The sequence below is a fragment of the Shewanella sp. GXUN23E genome (assembly GCF_050865035.1).
Classification (GTDB): Bacteria; Pseudomonadota; Gammaproteobacteria; order Enterobacterales; family Shewanellaceae; genus Shewanella.
The window spans coordinates 1-15,778 of the sequence record NZ_JBOZWP010000004.1; the positions used below are offsets into that span (position 1 = coordinate 1).

The following is a 15,778-nucleotide window of genomic DNA, read 5'->3' on the forward strand; positions in this document are numbered from 1 at the left end:
AAACGTCTTTTTCTGGTCATGAAACACCTCTTAATCAAGTGGCAACTGTACCACCTAAAATGGTGTCCGGGTTCATTAGACTACTACACTATCAGGCTGGCGTATCGATAGCACAGGCATAAAAAAGGAGCCTTACAGCTCCTTTTGATTAAAAACGGTGATTACACATTGAACAGGAAGTGCATCACATCGCCATCTTTAACAATGTAGGTCTTGCCTTCCACGCGCAGTTTACCGGCTTCTTTACAGCCCGCTTCACCTTTGAACTGGATGAAATCTTCGTAAGCCATGACCTGGGCACGAATAAAGCCGCGCTCAAAGTCAGTGTGGATCACACCGGCCGCTTTAGGTGCAGTGGCGCCAACAGACACGGTCCAGGCACGCACTTCCTTTACACCAGCGGTGAAGTAAGTCTGCAGATTCAGCAGCTCATAGCCGGCACGGATCACGCGATCCAGGCCCGGCTCTTCCAGACCCAGGTCCGCCATAAATTCATCACGCTCTTCAGCGTCCATTTCGGCCAGCTCAGACTCAATGGCAGCACATACCGCAACCACCACGGCATTTTCGCTCTCAGCAATAGCACGCACTGCATCCAGATGTGGGTTGTTTTCAAACCCATCTTCAGACACGTTGGCAATGTACATGGTTGGCTTGAGTGTCAGCAGGTTCAGATAACCAACGGCTTCCAGCTCTTCCTTGGACAGATCCATGGAACGCAGCATTTGGCCCTGATCCAGTACCGGACGCATTTTTTCCAGCACTTCGACTTCAAACTTGGCATCTTTGTCGCCGCCCTTGGCACGCTTTTGCTGACGCACAATGGCGCGCTCAACGCTGTCCAAATCAGCCAGTGCCAGTTCGGTGTTGATCACTTCGATATCACCGGCGGGATCAACGCGGTTGGCAACGTGCACAATGTTGTCATTATCGAAACAACGCACCACGTGGCCGATAGCGTCGGTTTCACGGATGTTGGCCAGGAACTTGTTGCCCAGACCTTCACCTTTGGAAGCACCGGCAACCAGACCGGCGATATCCACAAATTCCATGGTAGTTGGCAGCACACGCTCAGGCTTAACGATCTCAGCCAGCGCATCCAGACGTGGGTCCGGCACTGGCACCACACCGGTATTGGGCTCGATGGTACAGAAGGGGAAGTTGGCCGCTTCGATACCCGCCTTGGTCAGTGCATTGAACAGAGTTGATTTACCCACGTTGGGCAAACCAACGATGCCGCATTTAAAACCCATAGTCTTACCTTTCTCTATCAGTGTTGCCCGACTCAGGGTCAGGCGAAAAATGTTCCGGTCCGCCAGCGCGGGCCACCATTATCTATCAATCCCGGCTGGATTACTCAGCCTTGAAACTGTGCAGTCGGGTCTGGGCCTTGACCATCCCCTCTTTAAACAGGATTTCTGTCGCCCTTACCGACTCATCCACCGCCGCCAGGATTTTGTCCTGCTCAGGCTGTGGCGCCTTGGTCAATACATAACCGGCGACCTTGTTCTTGTCGCCGGGATGGCCAATGCCAATACGCAGGCGATAAAACTCTTTGTTGTTGCCCATTTTGGCGATGATATCTTTCAGGCCGTTATGCCCGCCATGACCACCGCCTTTTTTAAACTTGGCGACGCCAGGTGGCATATCCAGTTCATCATGGGCAACCAGAATTTCTTCCGGCGTAATGCGGAAAAAATTCGCCAGCGCCGATACCGCCTTGCCACTTAAGTTCATATAAGTGGACGGGATCAGCAGTCGCACATCCTTGCCATGCAAAGTGACTCTGGCTGTCAGGCCGAAATATTTGCTGTCCGGCGACAGGCTGGTATTGCAGATCCGCGCCAGCTCTTCTACATACCAGGCCCCGGCATTATGGCGTGTCTGGGCATATTCGGCGCCCGGATTGGCCAGGCCGACAATCAGTTTAATTTCACTCATGCTTGTTATTCTGACGCCATCGGATGACGGCTTTCGCTACACAGGTTTCTCAAAAACGCGGCATTTTAACACTCAATGGCGCCACTCAACAAATTTCCGGCAACGAGGGTTAATCAGCCGCGATGACGCCGCGCCCAAATCATTCCGCCCGTTCATAAAAAACGGGGCTCAAGGCCCCGTAATCATAACGCTCACCACTGAGCAGTTATCCTGCTTTACTTGAGTCCCAGTGCGTATTTAAGTACCTGCTTTTTAATGATGCCGGCATTGTCCGCGGCCTTGAGCGCGATATTACGCAGCAGTTTCAGCGGCAGTAGATCATTACTGAAACCGGCATAAAAAGCATCCATGGTGGTCATCATCAATAGATTGTCCCGGTATCTGGCATCCTGATACTGCGCCAGCACCGCCCTGTCCCACCAAGCTGTTTCAGTTTTGGCACGCTCAAGCACAGTCAACAGCGCTTCCACGTCTTTAAAGCCCAAATTCACCCCCTGCCCGGCCAGCGGGTTAATGGTGTGGGCGGCATCACCCAGGAGCAGCAGATTGTCATCCACATAGCGCTGGGCATGACGCCGGGTCAGCGGAAAGCTGCCACGGTCAATCACGGTAAATTCCCTGTCCAGCCGCGCCGGGAAATGTTGTTTGATTTCCGCCTGCAGCGCCGGCAGGCTCAATTGACTGAGCTGACGAATACGCGCCGGTGAGTCATACCATACCAGCGAGGCAAACTTGCCGGGCAGCGGCAGCAGCGAGCGGGGGCCAGCCGGGGTAAACTGTTGCCAGGTGACGTCCTGCTGCTCACATTCGGTAGCGATATTGATCAGCATGGCATGCTGACCATAGTCCCAGCCGGTGATACCGATCCCCGCCCAGGCCCGCACCTGAGAATTGGCGCCATCGGCACCGATAAGCAGACGACACCCAATAGCGTCATCATTGTCCAGCACCACGGTGATGCTGTCGTTATGACGCTCAAAACGGCTGACCTTGGCCGGACATTTGAGTGTTATTGAAGGAGAGTTTGCCAACTGCTGCCACAATGCCAACTGGATGATACGGTTTTCAACGATATGGCCCAGATGAGACGCCTGGATTTGGTCGGCGTGAAACCGGGTGATGAACCCTTCCATCTCCCAGGTTTCCAACCCTTGGTAGGCAACACTGCGCATGTCATGGATAGCCTCCAGTGCGCCCAGCTTCGCCAGCAGGGCTTCCGAGGCAACACTGATGGCAGACACCCGCAAATCCAGCGGCTGCGCGGCATCAAACGCCTCAGGCTCAAACGCCTCGATAAGGGTGACCTGAAAGCCCAACTGGCCCAACCCCAGAGCGGCCGCAGCGCCCACCATGCCGCCGCCGACTATCACCACGTCCTGTACTAGATGCTGCATCTTACACTCATCCAACTCTTATATTTGCTCGCTCTGTCGCTTAAGCCGACAAAGAGAAATGTTTCCAAACATTGCCTGTGACCACACCACGCACATTTGCTTACAACCTCACCTACGGAGTGAGAATTCCTTGCCTACACTCAAAGTAAATCATGGTGCATGCCGATGATGGCGACACCCATTAGGATAAGTGAGGACGCAATGAAAACCCTGATAACCACAGCTATTTTAAGCCTGATCTTAATGATCTCAGCCCATGCCAATTTACAATCTCTGGGCTCTATACCGGGCCTGGCGGGCATGGAGCGCATCGAAATTATTTATGAACACAGCCTGGATTATGCCTTAACCCACCATATCAAGGAATGGTCTCAACAACAGATGGATAGCTTTGATACCGATACTTACCACAGTGTCAGGGAACAAAACCTGTCGCTGATCAAAGCCTTCGGTGATGAGATCCCGGTTTCAGGCAGCCTGTCGCTGGTGAGCCACGCAAGATAGTCGTCAATCCCTTATGGTTTATGGGGTTTGCCGGTTATTCATGTCAGTAAATTAATTCGGACAAATGCTGGTCAGTATCCGGCAGAATGGGTAAAATGCTGCGCTATTTTTTACCCTGGTTCGAAGAGCGAAGCACACTGATGAGTAAAAAACTCCATATCAAAACCTGGGGCTGTCAGATGAATGAGTACGACTCATCCAAGATGGCCGACCTGCTGGGCGAAGCTCAGGGTTATACCCTGACTGAAGAAGCAGAAGAGGCAGACATTCTGCTGCTGAATACCTGCTCGATTCGCGAAAAGGCTCAGGAAAAGGTATTCCATCAGCTGGGCCGCTGGAAAACCCTGAAAGACAAAAAGCCTGAGCTGATCATCGGTGTAGGCGGTTGTGTGGCGTCTCAGGAAGGCAAAGCCATCAAAGAACGCGCTCAGTGCGTGGACATTATCTTTGGCCCGCAAACCCTGCATCGTCTGCCGGAGATGATTGAACAGGTTCGCCGTGGCGACAAAGCGGTTATCGACGTGTCTTTCCCGGAAGTCGAAAAATTTGACCGTCTGCCTGAGCCGCGTGCCGAAGGCCCGACCGCGTTCGTTTCCATCATGGAAGGTTGCAGCAAATACTGCTCTTTCTGCGTGGTGCCTTATACCCGTGGTGAAGAAGTCAGTCGTCCGCTGGATGACGTGATCCTGGAAATCGCTCAGCTGGCTGAGCAGGGTGTACGTGAAGTCAACCTGCTGGGGCAAAACGTCAACGCTTATCGTGGTGCCACTCACGATGGCGAAATCTGTAGCTTTGCTGAGTTGCTGCGCTATGTTGCCGCCATCGATGGTATCGACCGCATCCGCTTTACCACCAGTCATCCGATTGAATTTACTCAGGACATTATCGACGTATACGCAGATACCCCTGAGCTGGTGAGCTTCCTGCACCTGCCGGTGCAATCCGGTTCAGACCGCATTCTGACCCTGATGAAGCGCAATCATATGGCAATCGAATACAAGTCCATCATCCGCCGTCTGCGTCAGGCCCGCCCTGACATTCAGATAAGCTCCGACTTTATCGTTGGCTTCCCGGGCGAAACCCAGGAAGACTTTATGGACACCATGAAGCTGATTGAAGATGTGAATTTCGATCACAGCTTCAGCTTCATCTACAGTGCCCGTCCAGGTACGCCGGCCGCTGATTTGCCTGACGATGTGGATATGGAAGAGAAGAAGCAGCGTCTGGCCATTCTGCAGGACCGCATCACCCAGCAGGCCATGCGCTACAGTCGGCAGATGCTGGGTACAGTGCAGCGTATTCTGGTGGAAGGTCCCTCAGTGCGTAACCCCATGGAGCTGCGCGGCCGTACCGAAACCAACCGGGTGGTGAACTTCGAAGCCGATCCCAAGCACATTGGCAGCTTTGTCGATGTGGAAATTGTGGATGTATTCACCAACTCGCTGCGTGGTAAATTTATCCGTGGCGAAAATGAGATGGATCTGCGCCGCGATTTGCGTCCGTCTGACATCCTGGCCAAACGCAAGCAGGATGACAATCTGGGCGTAGCCCAGTACATCCCCGAATAACATTCCCGGGAGATGACTAAGGGCGGCCTCATGGTCGCCCTTGCTGTTTTTTAAGAGTAATATAAGTGGTATAGACAGGGTCAGTCACAGACCCGCAACCACTAAGCCAACCAGGGAGCATTCGTTGTCCAGTAAACTCACTGCGATGAATTTGTACCTCGAACCCGCCGAAAATCGCCGTCTGGCTTCACTGTGCGGTCCCTTCGATGACAACATCAAGCAAATTGAACGCCGCATCGGTGTTGAGATCAGCTACCGCAACAACCACTTCAAAATCGTCGGTCTGCCGCGCAACTGCCTGACCGCCAACAATCTGCTGAAAGAGCTGTACATTGAAACCCAGCCAGTCAAAGGCAGTACGCCGGATCTGGAGCCGGACAAGGTGCATATGGCCATTCAGGAAGCCATCTCTCTTGAAGTGGAAGATCCGGATGACGACAAGTCGCTGTATATCAAAACCCGTAAAGGCGTGATTAAGCCACGTAATCCCAACCAGAGTCAGTATGTGGCCAACATAGTGCGCCACGATATTACCTTTGGCATTGGTCCGGCCGGTACCGGCAAAACCTATCTGGCGGTGGCAGCGGCAGTAGACGCGCTGGAGCGCCAGGAGATCCGTCGAATTCTGCTGACCCGTCCGGCGGTGGAAGCCGGTGAGAAACTGGGCTTTTTGCCCGGCGATTTAAGCCAAAAGGTCGACCCTTACCTGCGTCCGCTGTACGACGCCCTGTTTGAAATGATGGGCTTTGAAAAAGTTGAGCGGCTGATTGAGCGTAACGTCATTGAAGTCGCGCCACTGGCCTACATGCGCGGCCGAACCCTGAACGATGCCTTTATCATTCTGGATGAAAGCCAGAACACCACGGTGGAACAGATGAAAATGTTCCTGACCCGTATCGGCTTTAACTCCAAGGCAGTGATCACCGGCGACATCACCCAGATAGACTTGCCACGCAACGCCAAATCCGGCCTGCGCCATGCCATTGAAGTGCTGGGCAATGTGGATGAGATCAGCTTTAACTTCTTCCAGGCCAAAGATGTGGTGCGCCATCCGGTGGTCGCCCGTATTGTCGAAGCCTATGAGGCTCACGAGCAAAAAGTTCAGGCCGCCAAAGGCGTTGCCGACAGTCAGTACAAGCTGGAGGAGACCCACCATGAGTCTTGAGTTATCGCTGGATTTGCAGGTTGCCGTTGAAGGACATCCGCTGCCCTCGACCGAACAATTTGAAACCTGGGTCAGAACCGCGCTGGGTAACACCATGGAAGCGGCAGAACTCACCATCCGCATAGTGGATGAGACCGAAAGCCAGACTCTCAATCGCGACTACCGCGGCAAAGACAAGTCCACCAACGTGCTGTCTTTTCCCTTTGAAGCGCCGCCCGGATTTGATCTGCCGCTGCTTGGAGATCTTGTCATTTGCGCTAAGGTCGTTGAAAATGAAGCCGCTGATCAGCACAAACCGCTGCAGGCACACTGGGCACACATGGTTGTGCACGGTTGTTTGCATCTGTTAGGTTATGATCATATTGATGATGCCGAGGCCGAAGAAATGGAGTCATTAGAGACCCAACTGATTGAAAGCCTTGGTTTTGAAGACCCCTATAAGGAGCAATGATTAACCTGTTTTTCAGGTTAAGAGCAAGACTATGAGTGACGACTTCCCCCCGAGTACAAACGCCCCTAAAAAGAACTGGTTTAATCGTTTCAGTCAGTTTTTTCAGGGCGAACCTCAAAATCGCGAAGAACTGGTGGAAGTGATCCACGACGCCGAACAGCGCGAACTGATCACCGAAGACACCCGTGAAATGATTAAAGGTGTATTGGAGGTTTCCGATCTGCGCGTACGGGATATCATGATCCCCAGAGCCCAGATTGTTGCCGTTCAGATCAATGACAATGTTGAGCAGCTGCTCTCCACTGTTATCTCTTCCGCCCACTCCCGTTTTCCTGTGGTCAATGAAGATAAAGACCATATCGAAGGGATTTTGCTGGCAAAAGATCTGTTGGCCTATGGCTTTAACATGAGCGAAGAACCCTTTGCCCTGTCCAAGGTGCTGCGCCCTGCGGTGGTGGTGCCTGAAAGCAAGCGGGTCGATGTACTGCTCAAAGAATTTCGTTCCCAGCGCTACCATATGGCCATTGTCGTCGATGAATATGGTGGTGTATCCGGTCTGGTCACCATTGAAGACATTCTGGAAGAAATCGTGGGTGAAATCGAAGACGAATTCGACCACGACAGTGCCGAAGAGACTGAAATCCGTAAAGTCGGCAATCGGGTATATATGGTAAAAGCCCTGACCCCGGTAGAAGACTTCAACGAGAAGTTCGGCACTCAATTCAGCGATGAAGAATTTGATACCATAGGTGGCCTGGTGTCTCATGCGTTTGGTCATTTGCCTGAACGCAATGAGAAAATCACCATTGATGATATTGAATTCAAGGTCATCAATGCCGATACCCGTCGTCTGATCCAACTCAGAGCGACCCTGCCCACGCCCCCAGAGGCGGAACCGACAGAAAATTAAATGCTGTTGACCACAATGCGGGACAGGCTACTGTCCCATCCAGTTGCGGTACTGCTTGCGGCCTATGCAGCCGGCGGCAGTACCGCGCTTGCTTTTGCACCCTACAATGTCTGGGTACTTTATCCACTCGCTCTGGCCTTTGCCCTGTGGCGAATGCCAACTCACAGTGCCAAAGCAGCCTTCGGTTATTGGTTGAGCTTTGGTTTTGGCGCTTTCAGTATCGGTATCAGCTGGGTACATGTCAGCATGGACAGGTATGGCGGTCTGCCGCTGCTCGCCTCCATTGGCCTGATGGCGTTGCTGGCGCTGTATCTGGCACTGTATCCGGCGCTGGCAGGGGCATTATTGCAGCGCATGAGCCGGCGCCTTGACCACTGGCGTTATCTGGCCCTGTTTCCTGCGCTGTGGACCATGACTGAATGGATCAGAGGCTGGATGCTGACCGGGTTCCCCTGGCTGTGGGCCGGTTACAGTCAAGCCGATGGCCCATTACGCCCTTTGGCATCGATCATTGGTACGTTGGGACTCAGCTTTGTGGTGGCCTTTATCGCCGGCGCCTTGGTACTGGCGCTGCGCAAGCACTGGAAACCACTGGCGGTCAGCGTGCCGCTGCTGGCTTTGGCCGTGGTTGCCGTTCCTTCACTTAACGGTATTACACCTCAAGATCAGTCGGTCAAAGTCGCGCTTGTGCAGGGCAATATTGCCCAGAGCATGAAATGGCAGCCGGATCATCTGTGGCCAACCATGCTCAAGTACATGGATATGTCCCGCCCGGTGCTGGATGCCGATATAGTGATCTGGCCTGAAGCGGCGATTCCGGCGCCTGAATATCTGGTCAGTGACTTTCTGGCTAACGCCAACAAAGCCGCCAACCTGAACCATGCAGCCATCATTACCGGTATCATCAGCTATCAGCATGATCAGTTCTACAACTCATTGATTGTGCTTGGCAATCACTTTGGCAAGCAAGCTCCTTCAGGTGACTATGCAGGCGATGGCGTGAATGAGTTTCGCAAACATCATCTGCTGCCCATCGGCGAGTTCGTGCCCTTTGAGACACTGCTCAGACCGCTGGCTCCCTTCTTTAACCTGCCTATGTCGTCATTTGCCCGGGGCGATTATCAGCAGCCCAACCTGAGTGCTCTGGGCTATCAGCTAGCGCCGGCAATCTGCTATGAAATCGCGTTCCCTGAGCAGGTACGGGACAATGTGCACGACAACACCGATATGCTGTTGACCGTATCCAATGATGCCTGGTTTGGCGAGTCCAACGGTCCACTGCAGCATATGCAGATCGCCAGAATGCGCGCGGTGGAGCTTGGCAGGCCGCTGTTGCGCGCCACCAATAATGGCGTCACGGCGGTAGTGGACTATCAGGGTAATGTGCTGGACTCATTGCCACAGTTTGAAGCCGGAGTGCTCAAGGCCGAAGTGCCTTTGGTTCGTGGTATGACAGTCTTCAATCAACTGGGACAGTGGCCTGTTCTGGCCCTGTGTGTCAGCCTGCTGGCACTGAGTATCGCCCGTCGACTGCGGTTGCTTGGACTGACTGAACCCCAATGAAAAAATCCGCCTTCGGGCGGATTTTTATTTTCTGATGACAGGCATGTTATTTGCTCAATACTGAAAACCAGTCTCAATCATGCTGAATATCAGTCAATTTCCCCATTTAGCTTAAGTACTTAGCGGCTTTTGGTAAATTGCTTCGTCCAGCTTGCATACCAGGCCGCCAGCGCTTCCATCGGCCTTGGACGACAGACCAGATAACCCTGAATCACCATGCGATCATAGGCGTGCATCAGGTAATTCAGCTCTTCAATCTGCTCTATGCCTTCCGCTACCAGAGTGACATCCAGCTGCCGGGCAATATCCGCCAGCGAGTGAACCACAGCCTGACAAAAGGCATCCCGGTGAATATTGATGATCAGACTGCGATCTATCTTCACCTCAGAGAAAGGTAAGGTACGCAATTGGTTGATGTTGGTGAATCCGGTACCAAAGTCATCTAGCGATACGCCAAATCCGCGCATTCTCATACGGTTGAGGGTTTCCATCTGCGCCGTGCTGCGCAGCGCCCGCTCTTCAGTTATCTCAAGCACAATCTGCTCAGGCATAAGACCATGCCCCTTGAACTGGCGCTCCAGTACATCAACCAGGTCTTCTCGCTCCAATTGATGGGGCGACAAGTTGATGCCCAGCTTCACCTGCTCACCAAAGATCTTTTTCAACCCGGGAAAAGCCTGAATAGCTTTACCAATCAACTGAAATGTCATGGTATCCAGCAGCTGATATTGCTGGGCAGCATCGATAAATCGCCAGGGAGTAATAGCATTCACCTCTCCGGGTCGGCGAATACGCATTAACACTTCCACACTGTCGACCTTATTGGTCACCATATTCACTTTGGGCTGGAAATACGGCAGGATCCAATGCCGCTCGATGACCTCAAGCAACTCAGTTTCACTGAGCTCCTGACGGTTGGTACGATCCTGTCCTACCAACTCTTCCGCTTTGACCAGCAAGCCATTCAAATCATCCGGCTGCAGCGGCTTGGGCGCGCAACCTATCATCCTCAGCCGGTGCGACTGGGCGATTTCAGCAGCCAGCGTAATAATCCTGGGCTCCATCTCAGAAATAATGCCGACGGCGCCTTTAAAGGCAATTTCCCCTAGTCTGCGCAAAACCTGAATACCGTCCATGTCAGGCATATTGAGATCTGTCAGGATTAACGCATACCGCTCCGGATGCCGGGCAATCACGCTCATCGCTTTCTGCGCCGAGTCAACACAGGTAACCTGATGATATCCGAGTTTATCCAGCATGGATTGCAACAGCAGCAAGATGGCCCTTGAGTCATCAATGACGACTATCTGTTTATCCTTCAACATAGGCAATAGAAGCTTGTGGGAAGTACTTTAAATCTAGTCAATGGCGCTGGATGTTGCCATAAAAGCCCGTGTAAATACGGGAGAAAATTGCAGGCGACAGGAGTCTGCCGCCCGAAGAGATTACACCCAGCCCTGCTGACGGAAACGGATCAGCATTTTGCAAAAACGCACCATTTCATCGGGACGCCCCAGCGACAACCGGTTCCAGCCATTGGTGTGATTAAATTGCCGTCCGACCAGAATACCGGCGTCGGCCATACGCTGCTGATATTCAGAGGTGTCGGAGTTAATCCGGTGGAAAATGAAGTTGGCGTTGCAGGGGAGCGCTTCGAGCCCCAGAGCATTGAGCGTCTCCATCACCAATGCCAGCGACTGCTGATTGTTTTTGATACTCAGCGCAAGCCAGTCTTTATCCTGCAGCGCCGCTTTGGCCGCAACGCAACCGGCGATATTGGCGTTGTCGATACTGGCCTGCGCCGTCATGCGATTGAGCATACTGGTTTCGGCAATCCCGTAACCCACCCGCAAACCGGCGAGGGCGTAAATCTTCGAGAAGGTTCTGGCAACCGCAACGTGCGGATTACCGGCCTTGACCTGAGTGATTGCTGACTCAAACTCAGGTTGCTGAACGTACTCGGCATAAGCTTCATCAATGATGAACTCCAGCTTATCCGAGGCCTGTCCCAGCCATTGCCTGAGCTCACCACCGGGCAACAACAGGCCAGTTGGATTATTGGGGTTACACAGGTACACCACCGACTTGCCATTATGGCCTGTCACAGCCGCCTGCATAGCGGCGATATCAGTTTGCAAAGCCGCATTCAGTGGCACTTTGACCACCTTCATCCCCCGCGCCAGAGCATAATCTTCTATCACTCCGAAAGTGGGGTCTGGCATAACCAGTTGCGCATTGGACGTCGCCATGGCATCCAGACTCATCTTGAGGACCTCGGACGACCCATTGCCGTAAATCAGCTGCTCAGTCTGTAACCCCAGATACTCAGCCAGAGCCTGCATCAGTTCAGACCTGGCCGCATCCGGATAACGAAATGCCTGAGGCAACGCCTGTTGCAGTGCTTTCATCGACGCAGGCGGCAAACCCAGACTGTTTTCGTTGAAATTCAAGGCCAGCGGGCCGCTCTGAGCCGGCATTTGACTGGTATGGGGTAAGGCAGAGGATTGACAGCCAGCCATAGCCAGCGCGCTGACGGCGGCACCGGCAGACAGGAAGTGACGACGGGACAATTGCATAGGGAAGACCTTTATTTGAATTTTTATTCTTACCGCATCATAAAAAAGACAAATAAAAACACCAGCATGAACAAGCAATTACTTGCTTGAAATCACAATATTTATGCAATAAAAAGCATTTTTGCAGGATAACTATGCACCCACTGACGTTCTGAATTCCGGCGACAACAGGGATGGGATAATTAACATGGATGTTAAAAGACTGTTCCCAACAGGGAAACGTTCAGCAACGTTTCCCGATGGATATCAACAACTAAGGCGCCAGTGCTTCGCGGGTGAATTCGTCGTTATCACACTGCGGACAATCGGGGATCACACCTGGAAACTCAATATCCATGGCATGGCCGCAACGGGTGCAAATTACCTTGCCCTGATTGATGATCTCACCGCTGTGATAATGACCTTCCGTTTTCAAATCCCGTGCCAGCTCATGCCATTCAACCTGGCTGCGGTCGGTAATTTCACTGAGCCAGTGCCAGAGCGTGCTTTCCATGGTGAGCAAAGTCGGGCTATAGCTCACATCATCGGCATGCTGCTCCGACAGAAAACTGATGATGTCACGTTTCAGAAAATGTTCGACCAACGCCAATTCATCTTCGTCAGCACTTTGTTTCAATTTAAGAAACTCACTGCTGCTGGTTACCGAGGCCAGCAAGTCTTTGGTCGTCAGTTCCGGGTCCTCGGCATACTGGGCTTTCACCTGATCGATCAGCTTCTGATACAGCCCCAGTAAAGCGGTACTCTTGTCACTCATGGGCGATACTCCTTTCAAAGATACCGGCAACGCCGGTCCGGGTTACAGACAAGATCCCGCTGCAGGCACCCAACCTGCAGCATCCTTAACATCATAACTCAGACATCATCACGACAACGCTTGTATTAACCAGACTTAAGTTACCCTAAATACGCCGGGCTTTTCACTATTGACTCGCCCCTGTAAAGACGCACTGGCAAATTAACACCTTTCTGAGCCATTCACCTGCTTCAAGTCACTTGGGTATAAAGCCCTCTTGGTTTATTCTATGCAGATCCAATCGCGCAGAAACAGCGCAAGATCAAAAATCAAGCGGCAAGGCCGGAAGAGATCGATGCAAGAACAATACAATCCTTCAGCTATCGAGCCCTTGGTGCAGAAGCACTGGGCCGATAACAAGACCTTCGAAGTAACCGAAGATCCCAACAAAGAAAAGTTTTACTGCCTGTCCATGTTCCCGTATCCATCCGGTCGACTGCACATGGGTCACGTACGTAACTACACCATTGGTGACGTAGTGTCCCGTTTCCAGCGCCTGCAGGGTAAAAACGTGATGCAGCCAATCGGTTGGGACAGCTTCGGTCTACCCGCTGAAAACGCCGCCATCAACAACAAAACCGCTCCGGCCCCATGGACTTATGAAAATATCGAGTACATGAAGAACCAGCTGAAAATGCTGGGTTTTGGCTATGACTGGAGCCGTGAAATCGCCACCTGTACCCCTGAGTACTATCGCTGGGAACAGTGGTTCTTCACCAAGCTGTATGAAAAAGGCTTGGTCTATAAGAAGACCTCTGCGGTGAACTGGTGTCCAAACGATCAGACAGTACTGGCCAACGAGCAGGTGATTGACGGTTGCTGCTGGCGCTGTGATACCACAGTTGAGCAGAAAGAAATTCCTCAGTGGTTTATCAAAATCACTGATTATGCAGAAGAACTGCTGAATGATATCGATACTCTGGATGGCTGGCCTGAACAGGTTAAGACCATGCAGCGTAACTGGATTGGCCGCAGTGAAGGTATCGAAATGACCTTCAAGGTCGCTGGCTCAGATGAAAGCTTCGATATCTACACCACCCGTCCTGACACAGTGATGGGCGTGACCTATGTGGCTATCGCCGCAGCGCACCCACTGGCCGAGAAAGCGGCAGCCAACAATCCAGAGCTGCAGGCCTTTATCGACGAGTGCAGAAATGCCAACTCCACCGAAGCCGAACTGGCGACCATGGAGAAAAAAGGCGTGGATACCGGCCTGAAAGCCATCCACCCGCTTACCGGCGAAGAAGTCCCTGTATTTGCTGCCAACTTCGTGCTGATGAACTATGGCACCGGCGCTGTGATGTCTGTACCGGCTCATGATCAGCGTGACTATGAGTTCGCCAAGAAGTATGGCCTGAACCTGAAAGCTGTGATTAAGCCTGCTGATGGCGAAGTTGACATCTCTGAAGCGGCTTACACCGAAAAAGGCGTACTGTTTAACTCTGGCGACTCTTTCCCAGAGCTGGACGGTCTGGATTTCCAGCAAGCTTTCGATGCTATCGACGCCAAACTGTCTGCAGAAGGCAAAGGTAAGCGTCAGGTGAACTATCGTCTGCGTGACTGGGGTGTATCCCGTCAGCGTTACTGGGGCGCGCCAATTCCTATGGTGACCCTGGAAGATGGCACGGTTGTCCCAACCCCGGAAGATCAGCTGCCGGTGATCCTGCCGGAAGACGTGGTGATGGACGGCGTGCAAAGCCCCATCAAGGCAGACAAAGAGTGGGCCAAGACCACAGTAAATGATCAGCCTGCCCTGCGTGAAACCGATACCTTTGACACCTTTATGGAGTCTTCCTGGTACTACGCCCGCTACTGCAGCCCACAGGCTGACGAAATGCTGGACCCAAGCAAAGCCAACTACTGGCTGCCGGTAGACCAGTATATCGGCGGTATCGAACACGCCTGTATGCACCTGTTGTACTTCCGCTTCTTCCACAAACTGCTGCGTGACGCCGGCCTGGTGAACTCTGATGAGCCAGCCAAGCAACTGCTGACTCAGGGCATGGTACTGGCAGATGCCTTCTACTACACCAACGACAAAGGTGCCCGGGTTTGGGTATCGCCGCTGGATGTGAACGTGCTGGAGCGTGACGACAAGGGCCGGATCAGCAAGTGTGTTGACGCCGAAGGTCATGAACTGGTTTATACCGGCATGAGCAAGATGTCCAAGTCCAAGAACAACGGCATCGACCCTCAGGTGATGGTTGAAAAGTACGGCGCCGATACCGTGCGTCTGTTTATGATGTTCGCCGCACCGCCAGAGCTGACGCTGGAATGGCAGGAGTCCGGTGTTGAAGGTGCCCACCGCTTTATCAAGCGTCTGTGGAAACTGGCTCACGACCATATCGCAGCTGGCCCAACCGTAGCGCTGGATGTTGCTGCGCTGAATGCGGATCAGAAGAACCTGCGCCGCGAGCTGCACAAGACCATCGCCAAGGTGTCGGACGACATCGCCCGCCGTCAGATGTTCAACACTGCAGTGGCTGCGGTGATGGAACTGATGAACCACCTGCAAAAAGCCTCTGTCGAGTCTGAGCAGGACCGTGCACTGATGAGCGAAGCCCTGTCTGCCGTGGTACGTTTGCTGTACCCAATCACTCCACACCTGAGCTTCAGTCTGTGGAACGAGCTGGGCAACGAAGGCAACATCGAAGATGCCCGCTGGCCGGAGGTTGACGAATCTGCTCTGGTGGAAGACTCCAAGCTCATCGTGGTGCAGGTGAACGGCAAACTGCGCGCTAAAATCACTGTTGCGGCAGATGCCAGCAAAGAAGAAGTCGAAGCGCTGGGTATGGCTGAAGAGCAGGTGCAGAAGCACACCGAAGGCAAGACTGTCCGCAAGGTCATCTATGTGCCGGGTAAGCTTTTGAACATTGTTGCCAACTGATCCTGAGCGATAAGGAAACCCCCAAG

At 52.8% G+C, this 15,778-nt stretch carries 13 protein-coding genes; 7 read left to right on the forward strand and 6 right to left on the reverse strand.

Going from position 1 to position 15,778, the window contains the following annotated elements:
* Window positions 1–161: 161 nt before the first annotated feature.
* The 3 genes from ychF to ACRRUX_RS05155 form a co-directional block, all read right to left on the reverse strand.
* On the reverse strand, window positions 162–1,253 hold the full coding sequence (gene ychF, locus ACRRUX_RS05145; RefSeq protein ID WP_432527869.1) for a redox-regulated ATPase YchF: 1,092 nt from the start codon (window positions 1,251–1,253) through the stop codon (window positions 162–164).
* Window positions 1,254–1,353: 100 nt separating this feature from the next.
* On the reverse strand, window positions 1,354–1,941 hold the full coding sequence (gene pth, locus ACRRUX_RS05150) for an aminoacyl-tRNA hydrolase (protein ID WP_432527871.1): 588 nt from the start codon (window positions 1,939–1,941) through the stop codon (window positions 1,354–1,356).
* Between the two features lie 215 nt (window positions 1,942–2,156).
* Complete coding sequence (locus tag ACRRUX_RS05155; RefSeq protein WP_432527873.1) at window positions 2,157–3,335, reverse strand: FAD-dependent oxidoreductase; 1,179 nt, start codon at window positions 3,333–3,335, stop codon at window positions 2,157–2,159.
* Window positions 3,336–3,536: 201 nt separating this feature from the next.
* Between ACRRUX_RS05155 and ACRRUX_RS05160 the strand changes: the two genes are divergently transcribed.
* The 6 genes from ACRRUX_RS05160 (at window position 3,537) to lnt (ending at window position 9,496) form a co-directional block, all read left to right on the forward strand.
* A complete protein-coding gene (locus ACRRUX_RS05160) occupies window positions 3,537–3,839 on the forward strand; it encodes a hypothetical protein (RefSeq protein ID WP_432527875.1) in 303 nt (100 codons plus the stop codon).
* Window positions 3,840–3,979: 140 nt separating this feature from the next.
* A complete protein-coding gene (gene miaB, locus ACRRUX_RS05165) occupies window positions 3,980–5,407 on the forward strand; it encodes a tRNA (N6-isopentenyl adenosine(37)-C2)-methylthiotransferase MiaB (RefSeq protein ID WP_432527877.1) in 1,428 nt (475 codons plus the stop codon).
* 124 nt (window positions 5,408–5,531) lie between these two features.
* Complete coding sequence (locus ACRRUX_RS05170; protein ID WP_432527879.1) at window positions 5,532–6,572, forward strand: PhoH family protein; 1,041 nt, start codon at window positions 5,532–5,534, stop codon at window positions 6,570–6,572.
* Window positions 6,562–7,023, forward strand: coding sequence for an rRNA maturation RNase YbeY (gene ybeY, locus ACRRUX_RS05175; protein ID WP_432527881.1), 462 nt, complete (start codon window positions 6,562–6,564; stop codon window positions 7,021–7,023). The genes ACRRUX_RS05170 and ybeY overlap by 11 nt, the downstream gene beginning before the upstream one ends.
* 31 nt (window positions 7,024–7,054) lie before the next feature.
* The gene (gene corC / locus ACRRUX_RS05180; RefSeq protein ID WP_432527883.1) at window positions 7,055–7,933 is read left to right on the forward strand and encodes a CNNM family magnesium/cobalt transport protein CorC; all 879 of its coding nucleotides are present in this window, start codon (window positions 7,055–7,057) and stop codon (window positions 7,931–7,933) included.
* A complete protein-coding gene (gene lnt / locus ACRRUX_RS05185; protein ID WP_432527885.1) occupies window positions 7,934–9,496 on the forward strand; it encodes an apolipoprotein N-acyltransferase in 1,563 nt (520 codons plus the stop codon). It abuts the gene before it with no gap.
* Between the two features lie 119 nt (window positions 9,497–9,615).
* On the opposite strand, the gene ACRRUX_RS05190 is transcribed toward lnt, so the two are convergent.
* From ACRRUX_RS05190 to ACRRUX_RS05200, 3 genes are all read right to left on the reverse strand, one after another.
* On the reverse strand, window positions 9,616–10,821 hold the full coding sequence (locus tag ACRRUX_RS05190; RefSeq protein WP_432527887.1) for an EAL domain-containing response regulator: 1,206 nt from the start codon (window positions 10,819–10,821) through the stop codon (window positions 9,616–9,618).
* Window positions 10,822–10,941: 120 nt separating this feature from the next.
* Complete coding sequence (locus ACRRUX_RS05195) at window positions 10,942–12,072, reverse strand: pyridoxal phosphate-dependent aminotransferase (protein ID WP_432527889.1); 1,131 nt, start codon at window positions 12,070–12,072, stop codon at window positions 10,942–10,944.
* A 253-nt stretch (window positions 12,073–12,325) separates the two neighbouring features.
* Window positions 12,326–12,826 carry a zinc ribbon-containing protein gene (locus ACRRUX_RS05200; RefSeq protein ID WP_432527891.1) on the reverse strand — a complete coding sequence of 167 codons (501 nt, stop codon included), beginning with the start codon at window positions 12,824–12,826 and terminating at the stop codon, window positions 12,326–12,328.
* Window positions 12,827–13,160: 334 nt separating this feature from the next.
* Here ACRRUX_RS05200 and leuS point away from each other — a divergent pair, with 334 nt between their 5' ends.
* Window positions 13,161–15,752 carry a leucine--tRNA ligase gene (gene leuS, locus ACRRUX_RS05205; RefSeq protein ID WP_432527893.1) on the forward strand — a complete coding sequence of 864 codons (2,592 nt, stop codon included), beginning with the start codon at window positions 13,161–13,163 and terminating at the stop codon, window positions 15,750–15,752.
* Window positions 15,753–15,778: the final 26 nt, after the last annotated feature.

What these genes read in the sequence shown, in the direction of transcription:
- ychF (WP_432527869.1), bottom strand. Translation starts at nt 1,253, where the DNA reads ATGGGTTTTAAATGCGGCATCGTTGGTTTGCCCAACGTGGGTAAATCA.
- pth (WP_432527871.1), bottom strand. Translation starts at nt 1,941, where the DNA reads ATGAGTGAAATTAAACTGATTGTCGGCCTGGCCAATCCGGGCGCCGAA.
- ACRRUX_RS05155 (WP_432527873.1), bottom strand. Translation starts at nt 3,335, where the DNA reads ATGCAGCATCTAGTACAGGACGTGGTGATAGTCGGCGGCGGCATGGTG.
- ACRRUX_RS05160 (WP_432527875.1), top strand. Translation starts at nt 3,537, where the DNA reads ATGAAAACCCTGATAACCACAGCTATTTTAAGCCTGATCTTAATGATC.
- miaB (WP_432527877.1), top strand. Translation starts at nt 3,980, where the DNA reads ATGAGTAAAAAACTCCATATCAAAACCTGGGGCTGTCAGATGAATGAG.
- ybeY (WP_432527881.1), top strand. Translation starts at nt 6,562, where the DNA reads ATGAGTCTTGAGTTATCGCTGGATTTGCAGGTTGCCGTTGAAGGACAT.
- corC (WP_432527883.1), top strand. Translation starts at nt 7,055, where the DNA reads ATGAGTGACGACTTCCCCCCGAGTACAAACGCCCCTAAAAAGAACTGG.
- lnt (WP_432527885.1), top strand. Translation starts at nt 7,934, where the DNA reads ATGCTGTTGACCACAATGCGGGACAGGCTACTGTCCCATCCAGTTGCG.
- ACRRUX_RS05190 (WP_432527887.1), bottom strand. Translation starts at nt 10,821, where the DNA reads ATGTTGAAGGATAAACAGATAGTCGTCATTGATGACTCAAGGGCCATC.
- ACRRUX_RS05195 (WP_432527889.1), bottom strand. Translation starts at nt 12,072, where the DNA reads ATGCAATTGTCCCGTCGTCACTTCCTGTCTGCCGGTGCCGCCGTCAGC.
- ACRRUX_RS05200 (WP_432527891.1), bottom strand. Translation starts at nt 12,826, where the DNA reads ATGAGTGACAAGAGTACCGCTTTACTGGGGCTGTATCAGAAGCTGATC.
- leuS (WP_432527893.1), top strand. Translation starts at nt 13,161, where the DNA reads ATGCAAGAACAATACAATCCTTCAGCTATCGAGCCCTTGGTGCAGAAG.